This is a genomic window from Capnocytophaga endodontalis, from assembly GCF_002209445.1.
Classification (GTDB): domain Bacteria; phylum Bacteroidota; class Bacteroidia; order Flavobacteriales; family Flavobacteriaceae; genus Capnocytophaga; species Capnocytophaga periodontitidis.
Genome location: NZ_CP022022.1, coordinates 349,644 through 365,464, shown reverse-complemented (window position 1 = coordinate 365,464; position 15,821 = coordinate 349,644). Strand labels below are relative to the sequence as shown.

The 15,821-nt window shown below is 42.4% G+C and carries 11 protein-coding genes; 3 read left to right on the top strand and 8 right to left on the bottom strand.

Going from position 1 to position 15,821, the window contains the following annotated elements:
• Positions 1-60 precede the first annotated feature (60 nt).
• From CBG49_RS15975 to CBG49_RS01730, 8 genes are all read right to left on the bottom strand, one after another.
• Complete coding sequence (locus CBG49_RS15975; protein WP_227002931.1) at positions 61-1,581, bottom strand: alpha-L-rhamnosidase-related protein; 1,521 nt, start codon at positions 1,579-1,581, stop codon at positions 61-63.
• A 27-nt stretch (positions 1,582-1,608) separates the two neighbouring features.
• A complete protein-coding gene (locus tag CBG49_RS15970; RefSeq protein WP_227002930.1) occupies positions 1,609-2,322 on the bottom strand; it encodes an alpha-L-rhamnosidase N-terminal domain-containing protein in 714 nt (237 codons plus the stop codon).
• Positions 2,300-2,425: a hypothetical protein gene (locus tag CBG49_RS16265; RefSeq protein WP_257789600.1), complete on the bottom strand. Its 126-nt coding sequence runs from the start codon at positions 2,423-2,425 to the stop codon at positions 2,300-2,302. The genes CBG49_RS15970 and CBG49_RS16265 overlap by 23 nt, the downstream gene beginning before the upstream one ends.
• 12 nt (positions 2,426-2,437) lie before the next feature.
• Positions 2,438-3,910 carry an NAD-dependent epimerase/dehydratase family protein gene (locus CBG49_RS01750; protein WP_088593118.1) on the bottom strand — a complete coding sequence of 491 codons (1,473 nt, stop codon included), beginning with the start codon at positions 3,908-3,910 and terminating at the stop codon, positions 2,438-2,440.
• A gap of 3 nt (positions 3,911-3,913) precedes the next feature.
• Positions 3,914-6,190 carry a beta-glucosidase gene (locus CBG49_RS01745; protein ID WP_088593117.1) on the bottom strand — a complete coding sequence of 759 codons (2,277 nt, stop codon included), beginning with the start codon at positions 6,188-6,190 and terminating at the stop codon, positions 3,914-3,916.
• An 18-nt stretch (positions 6,191-6,208) separates the two neighbouring features.
• Positions 6,209-9,064, bottom strand: a complete 2,856-nt coding sequence (locus CBG49_RS01740) for a glycosyl hydrolase (RefSeq protein WP_088593116.1) — start codon at positions 9,062-9,064, stop codon at positions 6,209-6,211.
• Between the two features lie 63 nt (positions 9,065-9,127).
• Positions 9,128-9,502, bottom strand: a complete 375-nt coding sequence (locus CBG49_RS01735; RefSeq protein ID WP_088593115.1) for a hypothetical protein — start codon at positions 9,500-9,502, stop codon at positions 9,128-9,130.
• Positions 9,503-9,531: 29 nt separating this feature from the next.
• Positions 9,532-11,913 (bottom strand): porin family protein, encoded by a 2,382-nt coding sequence (locus tag CBG49_RS01730; protein WP_157668344.1) that lies wholly within the window; start codon positions 11,911-11,913, stop codon positions 9,532-9,534.
• A gap of 389 nt (positions 11,914-12,302) precedes the next feature.
• Between CBG49_RS01730 and CBG49_RS01725 the strand changes: the two genes are divergently transcribed.
• The 3 genes from CBG49_RS01725 (at position 12,303) to infC (ending at position 15,718) form a co-directional block, all read left to right on the top strand.
• On the top strand, positions 12,303-13,085 hold the full coding sequence (locus CBG49_RS01725) for an NUDIX hydrolase (RefSeq protein ID WP_088593113.1): 783 nt from the start codon (positions 12,303-12,305) through the stop codon (positions 13,083-13,085).
• A gap of 89 nt (positions 13,086-13,174) precedes the next feature.
• A complete protein-coding gene (thrS, locus tag CBG49_RS01720; protein WP_088593112.1) occupies positions 13,175-15,115 on the top strand; it encodes a threonine--tRNA ligase in 1,941 nt (646 codons plus the stop codon).
• 105 nt (positions 15,116-15,220) lie between these two features.
• Positions 15,221-15,718: a translation initiation factor IF-3 gene (infC, locus tag CBG49_RS01715; protein ID WP_040361428.1), complete on the top strand. Its 498-nt coding sequence runs from the start codon at positions 15,221-15,223 to the stop codon at positions 15,716-15,718.
• The last annotated feature ends 103 nt before the right edge of the window (positions 15,719-15,821 follow it).

Sequence of the window (15,821 nt, the reverse complement as noted above, 5' to 3'; positions counted from 1 at the left end):
TACTACTGCCTATTGCCATTAGAAGGATGCTGAGGGTTGTATTCATAAGACTTCAGTTAATTACATTATAAAAGTATTATTCCCCGCTTTGAGTTCTTTTGTTGTGTTTTTCCATACAAAAGTACCTTTGAGCTTTTCGGGCAGGGTGATATTAGCATTGAGCCTTCCCTTTTTATCCAATTTATAACTTAGTTTGATAGTGCCATAAGGATGTGGCATAGAGCCAGACACTTCTTTAAGAGTACCTAAATGAGGGGCTATTTTCACTTCGGAAAAACCTTTGGCAGCTGTATCTATGCCTAATAGCATACGATAGAATTCTATATTGGGGCTGGCACCCCAAGCGTGGCAATCGGAGCGGGTGGCTTTGATATTAGAATCTTCACCCCAAGTAGTCATACCAAGTTTGAGATAATCGCGCCATACGTCCAATTGTTGTAGGTATTCATCGGCTAAACCTACTTTGGCAAGTGCCTGATTTACATAGTAACGGAAATAGATAGAAGCCCGTGTAATATTAGGGAAGTCCATCATTCGTTTGAAAAGGTCTTGAGCGGCTTGTCCCTCTACAATACCGGTGAGAATCGCCAAAGTGTTAGCGTGCTGAGAGTAGTTCTTTTTGGCAGGGGTATCGGCGAAAAGTTGTTGAGTGTTATCCCAATATTTGTCGCGAATACTCTGAGCTAATTGAGCAGCTTTCTGTTGGTACATCTGTTGTAAACCCCTATTGCCAAGTGCCATTTCTAACTCATTTGCCCATTGGTATGCCCATAGCAGTTGGAGATCTAACACGGCACTACCCCCATCGGGATTGAGAGGAGGTTCCCCCATTTTCCAGCCTTTGGCATTCTCAGGCCAATCTACAAACTTCCAATAGGGGGCGTTCTTGAGGGTGCCATCGGGTTGGGTATAACTTTCGTAAAAAGAAAGAATTTGGTGCATTGCAGGCAGGTGCTGTTTTACAAAACTACTATCTGGGCGATAGAGGTAATAGTCGTGCAACATTCCTATCCACATCAGTGAAAAAGTAGAAATGATATTATCGCCCGATGCAGGATAGCGCCCTTGGGTAACACCTTCTGCCAAACGAGAATCGCTAATTGCGTTGATAGCTTGACGTGCAAGGCGATCGTCGGTAGTGTTGTAGTAGGTAATCATCGCTTGTATACGGGTGTCGCCTATGTATTGTAATTGTTCATAGTAAGGGCAATCCATATAAGTTTCCATCGCACACATACGAGCGGTGCGCCAACCGATATTTAGTATTTGAGTGAGCTGTGGATCATCGGAAGAGAAAGTTGTTGCTCTTTGGAAAGGATAGCCCGTTGCGAGACTGTAGAGTTGTTCGATAGTAATAGGTTCACTACCCGTTTGTACCGAGAGTTGTAGATAGCGGAAGGTTTTCCAATATAAGGGGGTGAAAGTTTGTTGCTTTTTTCCATTGGCAATCAGGCTGTCGGTAACCCCGTGTAGCTTTTTGCCTTCAATTTCATCACGGTTGCCTTTATCGTAATTGTTATCGTAAAGAGCTTCGGCATATTTGAGCGCGATAGTCGCATTTTTGCCACCGCTATATTGCAATACGGGGTAGGCATTGGTATTGAAAGTTTAGTCTAAAAGTATAGTAGCTTTTGTGTTTGCAGGGACGGTAAAGTTGAGTTTGCCAACAGGCATTTTTTTAGGGAGAGTGAGCCCTTCAGTTTTTCTGACTTTGAGTCCGTATTGAGGTGTGCGTTCCATTTGAGGAATGGCAGAAGGGACGAGCATCCAGTCGTTAGCGCCTATCGTATTGACTCCTTTAGGTAGCCCTGCGCCTATAGTAGCAGCTTTTTCCCAATGACTATCGTTGTACTCAGGGTTTTCGCTATTGAGCACAGCTTTGTTCATATTGATAAACTCGCCATAAGGAGCTACAAAAAAGCCTATAGCGTTGGGTTTTACAAGCGCATAAGCAGTATCGTGCACACACTTCCAAGAAGCATTTGTATTCAAAGCACTTTCAGCTTTGCTATCACCTTGCAGTATAAAAGCTGTCCGTGAGCTGATTTGCGCCAAAGGTTTTTGCTTGCCATCATTCCACACGGTAGCCATTACCACATTGTTGCCTTGTTGTAGGTAAGGGGCAATATCTACTGTTTCGTAATGCCAATGGTAGAGGTCACCACGAGCGGGACCTAAAGAGACTAACTGACCGTTTACAAACAATTTGTAGCGGTTGTCGGCAGAGACGTGAACTACATAAGTAGCAGGTTTAGCCTCGAGCGAGAGCACTTTGCGGAAGTGATATACGCCATAGTCATTAGGGGTCAGTATTGGGTACATACACCCAGAAAGCGCGCCAGTTTTTAGTGAGCAACTCAGGGTTTACTGTTTGAGCTACTGCCGAAAGACTGATAAAAGCAAAAAGAAGGAATAGGTTTTTCATAGCGTTAAATTGTTATTCATCTAAGATAGAAGCCTCGTATACGTTGTGTTCATCGGGATTGTGAAGGGGTGTCCAAACTTGTGCAAAGAAAGGATTGCGTTTGGCTTCCTCGTCGTAATTCCAAGGCATAGGGAGGCACTCAGGGCACCAATGTCCGCCGAGCAAAACAAGTGTAGGGCTCGCCTGAAAGTGATGACCGCAGGCACATTCCCATTCCAATTTTGTTTTGAGGTCTCCTTTTTGCATTTCGGTAGAGAGGCATTTACCTCCGCGGAAGGCTGCTGCTTGTTGCATATCGCTGAGGTCTAATTCGCTTTTAGGTTTGCTCTCGTCGTAGCCGTGATCTAACTTTTTAGGTTCTTTAGACGCCTGCTCAAAAGTAAAGTGTTCCCAAGAGGGGATTTGTTCCCATTGTTCTTTAGAGCCAAAGAAAGCAGTGATGCGGTTTTCGCGATGGTGTTTGAACCAATACAAAGTGCCAAAAGGCTTATTGGCAACGGGTTTAAACACGAAGTTTTTAATTACCCACGACGGGATATATTTTGCTAATTTAGCAGCTTTAGGTGCGTGTTCTTTCATTTCGGCAACAAATTCTTCTAACGACCCAGAGCGAAAGTGTAGGTATTTTTCGAGTTCATCGGAATCGAGGTACCACTGTCCGTGGAAATTGCGGGTAGCAAACCAATTAGGTTCCCATATCTTGCGAAAGTCCTTTACGCCTACTAAGCTACAAGTCATTTGCATATATTCCCAATTCATAGAGCGGTATTTTTCACCTCCCCCGATGTTGTAAATACGACACCAAAAATCCTCAGGCACGCTGTCTTCGCAGGCATTGGCGAGCATTCTGCCTGAGTCGCGTGCAGTTACCCACTCGAATACGCCATTCAAAGGTTCGTGGAACATAATAGGGTCGTTAGTGTTCTTCATCAAATCGAAGTAGAGCACCCCTGTTTGGCGAAGCGACACCCAATATTTGAGTCCAGATTCAATCACCTCTCGTTCGGCAATGGTTTTAGTAAGAGCATAGTTGTCGTAAATACTTATTTTGATAGGGTCGCCAGTACGCCCCCAATGGATAGGAGGATTGCGGTCGCCTGTTTGAGCCACTGTGCCTATATAAACGAGTTTTATGACATCTTTATTAGGCTGACTCTGGATAGCTTTTACAATGTTTTTTGCTGCCCCAATGTTCACTTTGGTGGTAAGGGCTGGGTGATAATCAGCCATAGGGGCAACCATACCTCCCACGTGCAACACATAGTCGGCACCTGTAACGCATTCGAGCACATCGTCGTAATTGGTAAGGTCGCCATAAACGATGGTTACATTGGGTTTCTGCTCCCATTCTTGCACTAAAGGTTTGTTCTTTTCGTGAGGGAGTACTAATATTTTTATTTGAAAACGGTCGCTACGGCTGAGGAGTTCTTTCATTGCTTCTCTACCCATATTGCCTGTAGCACCTGTGAGAAATACGCTTTTCATTTTTTATCTCTTTAGTTCATCGAACGCTTTGTTAGGTTTGAGCACATCAGCTACTTTTTGCACTACAATTTCTTTAGGTACGGTAAAAGTTGCTGTTTGCAAAATATTTTCGACTGAATTGCCTACTTTTACAGTGTAAGTACCTGCTTCAACTACCCAAGCCGAGCGTGCAGTATCAAAAGAAGCAAGACTTTCGGGGGTGAGGGTAAAACTGAATGTTTGTGATTGTTTAGGGCTGAGTAGTTCAGTTTTTGCAAAAGCTTTGAGCTCTAAGGCTGGTTTATCCATAGACTTTGCAGGAGCTGAAAGGTATACTTGCACTACTTCCTTACCAGCTACTTCACCTACATTGGTTACTTCTACACTTAAACTGAGTTTTTTGCTGAATTTAGTAGGCGCTTTAAGCTTTTTCATTTCAAATTGGGTATACGAAAGTCCGTAACCAAACGGATAGGCTACAGGTTTGCCAAAAGAACTAAAATAGCGATAACCTACATAAATACCTTCGTTGTAAACACTTTCGGAAGGACTGCGTTTTGGGGTGCCAGGGAAAGCAGTTGCCGAAGGGATATCGTTATAAGAGAGCGCCATCGTTTGAGGCAACTTACCTGAAGGATTGGTTTTGCCGGTGAGGATATTAGCAAAAGCATTCCCCGCTTCTTGACCAGGTAACCAAGTGATGAGTAGCGCATCGGCGAGGTCTTGCCAAGAAGTAACCTCTACTAAAGCATCGATATTAAGAGCCACGATGAGCTTTTTACCTTGAGCGTGGAAAGCGCTGGCGGTAGCTTTAATAAGGGCAAGCTCTTTGTCGTTGAGAACATAATCAGTTTCGAGACTGCGATCGGAGCCTTCACCGGCACTTCGTCCAATAGTGATGATGGCTGCCTCACAATTGCGTGACATCTGTTGAAGTTGTTCTTCGCTTATAGGAAACTCTTCTACAGGTTTGATAACATCTAAGATACTCACACGTTTAGGGCGCTTTGCCTTTTCTTCGGTGATGTAACTGAGGTAAGCTTTTTTGAGGTTTTCGTCTAACGAAAAACCTGCTTTTTTAAGTCCGTCGTAAAAAGAAATCGTATAAGCTGATTGTACTTCACCACTACCAGTTCCCCCTACGAAAGTATCGTAAGAAGCATTGCCTAAGAGAGCGATTTTGCCCGCTGCCAACGGAAGAGCAGCCTTGTTTTTCAAAAGAACCATACCTTCTTCAGCAGCTTGTTGAGCGATGGCTCTATTGGCAATAAAGTTGGGATGCTGACTATAACGATAGTTAGCAAATACAGGGGTTTTAACGACGAGTTGCAGGATACGCTCGATATTGCGATCAAGTTCTGTTTCTTTGAGAGAACCTTCGTCAAGAGCTTCTTTTATTTTTTTAGCTTCTTGTTTGCGCCCTGGCATTAGTAGGTCATTTCCTGCTTTCACTTGGTTAGCATATTTGCGCCCTGAAAACCAATCGGTAGTAACCATACCTTTAAAATTCCATTCGTCGCGTAGTATCGTGGTAAGTAACTCGGGATTTTCAGAAACGTATGTATCGTTGATTTTGTTATAGGAGCTCATTATCGTCCAAGGATTAGACTTTTTGATAGCGATTTCAAAACCGCGCAAATAGAGTTCACGTAAAGCGCGCTGGCTCACCAAAGCACTCACACTATTGCGATTAGACTCTTGATTATTAGCTACAAAGTGTTTTACAGATACACCTACCCCTTGACTTTGAACACCATTTACCGCCGCAGTAGCCATCTCACCGCTGAGCACAGGGTCTTCAGAGTAATATTCGTAGTTGCGACCACAGAGTGGATTACGAATGAGGTTCATACCGGGGGCGAGAAGTACATCTACTCCCATTTCTTTTACCTCGTTGCCCATCGCCTTACCTACCGAAGTGGTGAGTGTGGTATTCCAAGTACTCGCTATCAAACTACCTACAGGAAAAGCAGTGGTATAGATTTTTTCACCGTTGACGATCGTAGGGTCTATACGCAATCCTGCAGGCCCATCTGCCATTATTACTGAAGGGATACCCAAACGAGGCATAGCAACTGTAGCACCTGCTGCTCCAGGCACTTTTCCTCCAATACTACCCGCAACGGGACCATCGCTACTTTGCGAAACACTCATACCAATACCGCTCACGAATTGTATTTTTTCATCGAGAGTCATTGCTTTTACCACCTCTTTGATATTGTTTTTGTTGAGTTGAGGGGTTTGTTGTGCAAAACTTAGCGAAAAGGCTAAGATTGCTGTAAAGGTTGTTATCTTGTTCATAGCTGTTATATTTTAAATTTATTGTTCCATTACTTGTACGGGGCCTATAAGTCCAGCACTCATAGTATCACTGCCTTTGAGCTTTTTGAATACTTTTTCTCCTTTTTCAGCTTGCCCTACAAAATCGTTGTAAGCGGCATTCGTAATAGTAATTTCGAGAGTATTGCTACCTTGTTGAAGATAAGGAGTAATATCGCTTACAAAAGGCATAAACACTTCTGGGCTCACTTTTTTACCATTCACTACTATATCGGCAGCGTAATATACTTTGCCTAAGCTGAGGAAATAGTGTTTGGAAGGGCTGAGTGAGTTGATTACAAACTCAGTAGTATAAACAGCAGGAGCGCTGTTGTACTTCAGCTGTGGATGAGTTTTCCAATCGAAAAGAGCGGTGTTTTCCACTTTTATAGTCCCTGCTTGTATATGCCACTTTTCAGGAGTAGCTATAGCTTTGGCAACTGATGGATTGTAAAGCACTTTTGAGCTGAGTGGCATCTCGGTCGTCTGCTTGGAGGCCATAAAGAAAATACTGCTATAAGGTGGCAACTGATAGCGGTAAGCACCTTTTTCGAGATTGGCAACGCGGATACTGCCATCGGTAGCATCGAGCCAATAAGCGTATTCCAACCCTTTTTCAGTTTGAATGTGTACCTCTTGCCAACTGTCGCTTTCGTTCCAGATGAATTGTGCATAACTGCCTTCTGAGAGCTTACGGCGTTGCTGACGCAAGGCGGGGTTAGGCTGCATATATGTAATAGGCAACTGAATAGATGGATACCAATTGTTTAGCATTTCTGCTTGCTCTTTGATATGATGGCTGCCAATAGTTTTAGCGAGTGTCTGCATTGCTTTTTGGGTTTTTATATCGTTTTTCTGATAATTGAAATAGTTAGGTTGCTGGGTAGGCACATCGCCTATCAACAATATATTTGCTCCTTTTTTAGCTAACTTTTGTAAGTTTTCAGCACTCTTGAGTTGGATATATGGCAACTGAAACAATATGAGCGATTGGTACTCATTGCCTCGTATGTTGAGGCGTTTGTTGTGTAACAATGAAAGTTCTTGCAAAGAAGCATCGTTGATCCAATCCCAAGTGACGCCAAGCTGGTTGAGTTCATCAATAAGGGGCATTATCTGTTTTAACCATTCAGTATCGATAGCACGACTGTAGGCTACATTTTTGTTTTCGGCAGGAAGTGGAGGCTCAGTACCCTTCAACTCACCTGCTATCATTACCTCGCGCGGGTTGGCAACTTCTTCGCTGTAGTTTAAGAAAGGATAGTATATCAGCACATCGGCGTGAGGTTTGCCAGAACGCAATACGTATTGAGCGCGCTGTGCGTATTGGTTGATTTGGCTAATATATTTCCAGAAAGGATTGTTTTCGTTGATATTCGATGAAAAGTCAATACCTAAGGCTGAATTGTAGAACGGATACCACCCTTCTTTTGGGTAGCCCTCAGGGAAATATCGATAGGGAGTACCGTGATAGATAATTTGGTTTACCCCACTACTGAAGAGTTTATCGAAAGTGAGCTTGAGTTTGTGAGGGGTGGTCATATAAGCGCGTTTAAAATAAACGGCTGTTTCACAACTAATGATAGGGCGATTGTACAAGTGTGCCCCTGAAGTAATGAGTTTATAACCATTTTCAGAACCTTTGGAAAAAAGCATAGTTTCTACTTCGGGGATAGAAGCCAAGCCTGCCGCTGCCATTATATCCATATTAAATCCGTAAGTTTGAGTGCGGTGCAAGAGGTTGCGAGCATTTGCCCAATGTTTAGAGCTATTTAAAAAGTGCTTTTGCAATAAGTCGCTAAGGGTAAGATCGTAGTCGTAACGCAAGCGCCAATCGTCGGCTCCTAAACTAAAATAGGGAGCATTAGCTGGGTGTGCCATACGTTCGTACATATTGTTATAACCACGCCACATATTAGCAGGCAGGTAAGGGGTAGGGTCGTAACCGCGTTGTTGTTTGAAAAAGCGGATAAAATCATCAGAGAAATGTCTGTTGGCTTTGAACTCGTAACTATCGTTGAAAATCGCACGTACGGGTTTGCCAAAATAAGGAGCTAAGCCTGTGCGTTCACCAAAGAGATAGTCGTAATTTTTCTTTACTTGTAGTGAATCGAAATGATTGAACACGTAGCCCGCTTCGCGTTTGGCGATGAGCATAGGCGTTTCCTGAGTAGGCACCGACCAAAAGGCGATGGCTTTCCACCCTTTGGGAGCGCTGTATTGTATAGTGTTGTTTTTTACTTTATCGGTAATATTGATGAGCGTTTTAGGGTCTATACGGAAGGTCTTATCGGTAGCAGTAGTATCATTTAGAAATTTACCAGCCAATACAGCTACCAATTTAGCAGTAGGGTCATCTAAATGTGATGCTCTTGGCAGAGCAATAGGTTGCGCACCCAGATTAGCAATGCCAAATTCAAGAGTAAGATTACCTTCTTCTTTAGCGATATGTGGCCCACCAGGAGGCCAGCCACTGCCGTTGGTGAAATCGACGATAAGGTTGCGTTTTTGAGCTTCAGCGAGCATTTGCTTGATATTCTCGTAATAAGCAGGAGTATCGTAGCTCATTATACGGTCGGCACGACCTTTGCCACGCGTGGGCATTACTAAAGCGAAAGGTTGGATTTCGACTCCTCCGAAGTGATTGTCGGCAAAGAGATTGATTTCCCGTTTTAGCTCTTCGGGAGTGATATCGTTCCCTGGTAGCCACCAACGAGTAAAAGGAGCAAACTGAGGTGCCGGATGTGCAAAGCTTTCAGCAGAGAAAGTTACCGACGGCAACCAGTATTTCTCGGCTTGAGTTTGTGCCTTGAGTGGGGTGATTGCCAAGAGTATTAAAGGAAATAAGCGTTTCATAAGCTAAGAAATAAGAGGTAAAAAAGGAGGCGCAGGCAAGCGCCTCCTTTAGTTTAAGAAAGACTACTTGATTTTAGTACCTTCGATATCAAACATATCGTTCATACTGCCTTCTACTTTTTTATCGCCTTTCTTCTCTATATAAAGAGGAACGTTATAACCGTTGCCGATGAAATTGGCATAGAAGGTATTGCCTTCAATCTCAGCCTTAGTGAGTTTGTTAGCATTGGCATCGTCACCACCGATAGTACCACCAAGAGTACCATCGCTATTTTTGGTGATATTGAGAACCATCTCGCTGTCGCCGTTAGGAAGTCCATAGACCATCAGTTTCCATTTGCCTACAAAAAATTTTTCGGCTTCAGATTGTGCTTGTGCAGCTGCAAATCCTGCAAAAAAGAGGACTGCTACGATTAAAAGTTTTTGAATGTTTTTCATAATGATAAAATATTAAAAATGTTACTGTTTTAGAATTTGAAATTAAGAGTGAGTTCGTAAGTACGAGGGCGAATAGCACCTGCTACAATTTTACGACCTATGTAATTAGTATCGTCGAGAATTTGATTAGCACCCACAAGGGCACCTTTGATACCTGTTTCGTTCAAAATATTTACTACTTGGAATTTGAGGTCAATATTGCGGTTAAGCTTGTAATCTACTCCTCCAAAGCTTTCCCACCAGCCGTTGTACGAAATCGCATTGGTAGGGTTACCGTACTGCTTGCCAAAGTAACGGAAACTGAGCCACAAGCGGAGGTCGCCTTTGAGCATAAAGTAGCTGGGGTCTATTTCTATAAGAGTTTTTGAAAGCTCAGGAATGATTTTATCGTTATAGCTATAGCTTACCCCGTAGGCACTGTACTCATAGTCTTTATACTCTGGTTTTTGGAGTGTGAGCAGGAAGTGCAAGTTGAAATTCTTAAATGGCTTAGAGACGATATCGGTAGTCCAACCAAGGGTAGCAATATCGTAAAACAAAGGATAGAAAGTTTTTTGTTCGCGGGGATTAGCTGGATTTACGATAGACTCAGAGGCGATATTGTTCTTTTTATAGATACGAGTTACTTTGGATACCAAACTGATGAGATCACCGTGATTCCAATACACTCCTCCACCGTAGTTCAGTACGCTTTGGGTAGTAGTATGAGGAGTTGCAAAGATATTATTACCATTAGTGTCTTTTTCGTTATTAGCATTATCCCAATAGCGTGCAGCCCAATCGTTATAAGTAATATCACCCAAGAAACCGAACTCGTTAGACACTTTGGCTACAAAGTTGAAATAGCCTACTTTGTTCCAGTCCTTGAATTTCTTCTTTATAAGATCACGGTTTTGTACGTATTGATTTGTATAAGGATCGCGAGTACTATAGTCGTAATATCTCTCAATGCGAGCGCCAAAACCAATATCAAAACGGTCGTTCAGTTTGATATCATCAGAAGCATAGAAAGCTAACTTTTTATCACTTGTTACTCTATAACCTCCATAAGAGTCTCCTAAAATACCATATTGAGGGGTAATATTAACCATTCCTCCCCCTACATAAGCATCTAAGCGTTTAGGATTCGCTTCTACCGTTTGATAGAACAAACCATTGTGTTGTATCTCAGGAGCACGGTAATATTGGTAAGTAGTTCCTAATCTCAGACTGTGTTTGTCAAATTTTTTAGTAGCCTCTAAACGAGTAATCCAAGTGTTGATTTCTACCTGAGGGTAGTATTGCACTGAATTGAGTTGTACCGCACCGTTGTACTCTTTATTGGTACCTACGTATTTAAAAGTCATACCTTGTTGTGCTTGTTGGTCGGGGTCGGTAATAAACATACTCAAAGGGTATAGAATAGTAAAGGCAGCTTTGGAATTCATATACATATTGGCGTAGTTGAGTTTCCAACCATTATTAAAGTGGTGTTCACCAGTGAGGTAGATAGCATTGGTGATGTTTTTAGAGGCTTCATCTGAATTGAGGTTGCCAAGTTTGGTTTCACCTGTGTTGTAGTCTTTATATGGAAACAGACCATCATTAGGCATATACACATCTCTACCTAAATCAAAACCATCTATAGCTTTAGTTTTACCTTTACCTTCGTACACAAAAGGACTATAAGCACCGAGCATCGGTATATCGGTTGCGTGTTTGTAGTAAGCACGCACAAAACCTTTGTTGTACTTTTTAGAGACTCCTATTTTAAACATTTCAAAACGGTCTTGGAAAGGAGTGAATTGGTAATTACCACCACTACCACGTTCAAAAGTTTCGTTGAAGCCTGCCATAAAGCCCCAACCTTTTTTGCCGATAGGTGCTGTTACCGAAGCGTCGAGATGACTACTACCATAATTGGTAAAATAAGTAGAAGCATAACCTTGCAACTTGCGACCAGGTTCTCTGTCCCAAGAGGTAACGATATAACCCACTTTACCATAAGTAAGAGCACCATCTTGGAACGACATCATCCCGATGCGCCCTACGGTGCTATCATAGCGCCACGCGGTGGTAGGTATTTGTGTCCAAAAGGTGTATACTACAGGAATGTCGTTCTCAAGGATAAGAATATCGCCGTTAAAAGGCAAGCCTATGTTCAACTGACGAGGAGTGGTAGCACTACTGGCGTTGAGCATTACGTTGCGGTTTTCGGTATCGCGTTCTTTCACATCTTTACCTAAAATATCTTTTTTAGGTGCAACAGGAGAAGTAGAAGGTAAAGAATCTACTTTAGGCGCGGGAGGCACGGTATCCATAGTAACCACAGGTACTATAGTATCCGTTGGCTGAGTGACGGGCTCTTGCGCAAAGGCTGAGGTAACAGCCAAAAGGCAAAGCGAAGTAAAGTTTGTTATGAGCGTTTTCATATCGGTAATGTATTAATTCGTTATGAGATTTTTCGTGTGATAAATAAAATACCTTTTTGTTTGTTTATATTTGTTATTGTTTAATTTCGATGCAAAGGTATAAAAGAATTTATTACGTACAATATACGCAATATATTTATTTTGTTAAATCTATAACATGTGTAATTTAATAAATTATATATCAATTATTTACAATGAAATTATTTTACGTAAAAAATACGTAATATATAGTTTCTTTTTGTTTTTTTATGGAATTGTAATGTGTTAAAATTAATTTTTCAACAGAAACAAATAAAAACTTATCTGAATAACACAGCGATTATTGGCTAATCTACAAATTGGCAAATTAGCAAATTATTCATACCTTTGCAACCTAAAAAAAATAAACAATGGATAGAAAAGAACGCATTATCTTAGATGATATCCTCAACGGCGATAAGATTTTTTATAGAAATATAAGCGTAGACAACGTAATATTTGGTTACCACGAAAGAGAATTAAAAGTACTCCTTTTTAAAAACACCTCTCAAGAAAAATGGTTATTACCTGGGGGATATGTAAAAAAAGATGAAACTTTAGAGAAAGCAGCTCATAGGGTAGTGCGCTACCGTACAAACTTAAAAAAACTTCATTTACATCAATTTTTTGCCTTTAGCAACCCCGAAAGAAATAAAAATACTCACTTTACCCCAGAACTCTTAACAACTATTACCGGACAAAAGGTAACTACTGACCATTGGTTGTTAGATAATTTTATATCCGTAGCTTTCTTTACTTTAGTAGATTACTACGAAGTAAAACCTACAGGTAGTTTCTATGCCGAAGAATGCCAATGGTGGGACATTACCAACCTCCCCGAAATGGCTTTTGACCACCGAGAAATTATAGACCAAGCGCTGTTGAGCTTGCGTTTCTTTTCACACGTTAGCCCCATAGGAAAGGAGATGCTTCCTGAAAAGTTTACCATTCCAGAGCTGCAATCACTGTACGAAACAATTTTAGGAAAGAAGTTAGACAACCGGAATTTTGTAAAGAAAATGACTAATATAGGACTGATAGAAAAATTGGACGAGAAGAGAAATATAGGCAAACACCGTTCGCCTTTTTTGTATCGCTTTAACCAAACGCGATACGACGCTTTAGCAAAAGGTGATGAGTTTATAGTATTCTAATTTTTTTTCCTCATTCATACCTCGTAATTCATAATTATTTCGTACTTTTGCACTTTCAAACTCAACAATACTAAAAATCAACGATAAAAATGATTAAAATTACACTACCCGACGGTTCAGTAAAAGAATACCAAAGTGGTATCACCCCTGCTCAAGTAGCACAAAGCATCAGCGAGGGGTTGGCGCGTAACGTACTCTCTGCCTCTTTCAACGGCAAGACTGTAGAAACCGTTACCCCACTGACGACGGACGGTAGTCTCACCCTATACACTTGGGATAACCCCGAAGGTAAAAGAGCTTTCTGGCACTCTTCAGCGCATATCTTGGCACAAGCGCTCGAAGAACTTTACCCCGGTATCAAGCTCACCATAGGGCCTGCCATCGCTAATGGTTTCTATTACGATGTCGATTTCAACGGCAAACCTATTTCCGAAAAAGATTTCCCTGCTATCGAAGCTAAATTCTTGGAAATTGCTCGTGGTAAACACGAATTTAAAATGCGCCCCGTGAGCAAAGCCGAAGCCTTGTCGTACTACGCAGGCAAAAATGAGTATAAAACCGAACTTATCGAAGCCCTCGAAGACGGTACTATCACCTTCTGCGACCACAGCACCTTCACCGACCTTTGTCGTGGGGGGCATATCCCCAACACAGGTTTTGTAAAAGCCGTAAAAGTACTCAGCGCAGCTGGGGCTTATTGGCGTGGTGATGAGCATAACCCACAGCTCACCCGTGTGTATGGTATCTCATTCCCTAAACAAAAAGAACTCACCGAATACCTCGAACTGCTTGAAGAAGCTAAAAAACGCGACCACCGCAAGCTCGGTAAAGAACTCGAACTCTTTACCTTCTCTAACAAGGTAGGACAAGGCTTACCGCTCTGGTTACCCAAAGGAGCTGCCTTGCGCGAACGCCTCGAAGCCTTCTTGCGCAAAGCCCAAAAACAAGCCGGTTACGAGCAGGTAGTTACCCCGCATATCGGTCATAAGAATTTGTATGTAACCTCAGGTCACTGGGATAAATATGGGAAAGATAGTTTCCAACCCATTGCTACCCCTAACGAAGGCGAGGAGTATTTACTAAAACCGATGAACTGTCCGCATCACTGCGAGATATACAATTCACACCCTTGGAGTTATAAAGATTTGCCAAAGCGTTTCGCCGAGTTTGGTACAGTATACCGCTACGAGCAAAGTGGCGAGTTACACGGCTTAACCCGTGTGCGTTGCTTTACCCAAGACGATGCACACATCTTCTGTACTCCTGAACAGTTAGACGACGAGTTCAAACACGTAATTGATTTGGTGCTCTATGTATTTGGTTCTCTTGGATTCGACAATTTTACCGCACAAGTATCGTTGCGCGACCCCGAAAACCCTACCAAGTACATCGGTAGTGATGAGAATTGGGCAAAAGCCGAAAATGCCATCATCAACGCTGCGAAAGAAAAAGGCTTGAGCTATGTAATCGAAACAGGCGAAGCTGCTTTCTATGGCCCTAAACTCGACTTTATGGTGAAAGATGCCTTAGGCAGAAGCTGGCAACTCGGTACCATTCAGGTAGATTACAACCTCCCAGAGCGTTTCGACCTTTGGTATAAAGGCGCTGATAACGAGATGCACCGCCCTGTAATGATTCACCGTGCGCCTTTCGGAAGTATGGAGCGTTTTGTAGCCATTTTATTGGAACACACCGCTGGAAACTTCCCATTATGGCTCAACCCAAATCAAGCTATTGTACTATCATTGAGTGAAAAATATGAAAATTATGCTCAAAAAGTTTTGAGATTGTTAGAAAATTCCGATATTCGCACCCTGATAGACAATCGTGCTGAAACTATGGGCAAAAAAATACGCGAAGCTGAGACCCAAAAAATTCCGTATATGCTCATTGTCGGCGAGAATGAAGAGAAAGAAGGCACCGTATCAGTGCGCAAACGCGGTGGTGAAGATTTAGGCAGTATGAGCGTAGAAGCCTTTGCTAAACTCATCAACGACGAAGTTAACAAGAGTATTAAACAATTCCAATAGCCCTTCTCCCTCCCCTCGGGGGAGGGTTGGGGTGGGGATAAAATTTAAATAGCCATCATAAAAAAAAGTAACACACCGGGCAGAGATGACAAACAACCTCATCGTATCAATCGCGACATCCGCGTTCCTGAGGTGCGTTTGGTAGGGGAAAACGTCGAAGGAGGCGTATACCCCACTCGCAAAGCATTAGAAATTGCTAATGAATTAGAACTCGATTTGGTGGAAATTTCACCAAACGCCACGCCTCCTGTTTGTAAGGTAATCGATTATAAGAAATTCCTTTACGAACAAAAGAAGCGTGATAAAGAGCTAAAAGCGAAAGCTACTAAGGTAGTGATCAAAGAAATTCGCTTCGGCCCTCAAACCGACGACCACGACTATGAGTTTAAGAAAAAACACGGCGAAAAGTTCCTCAAAGAAGGTTCTAAAGTAAAAGCCTACGTATTCTTCAAAGGTCGCTCTATCATCTATAAAGACCAAGGGGAAATCCTCCTCTTGCGCCTCGCCACCGACCTCGAAGACTATGGCAAAGTAGAACAAATGCCTAAACTCGAAGGAAAACGTATGACGATGTTCCTCGCACCCTTACCCAAGAAAAAGTAATCCCCTCCCTAACCCTCCCCCAAGGGGAGGATAAAAATGAGGGCAAAAATAAACTCCCATAACTCCCCTCCTTGGGAGGGGCAGGGGGAGGACGGAATTATAT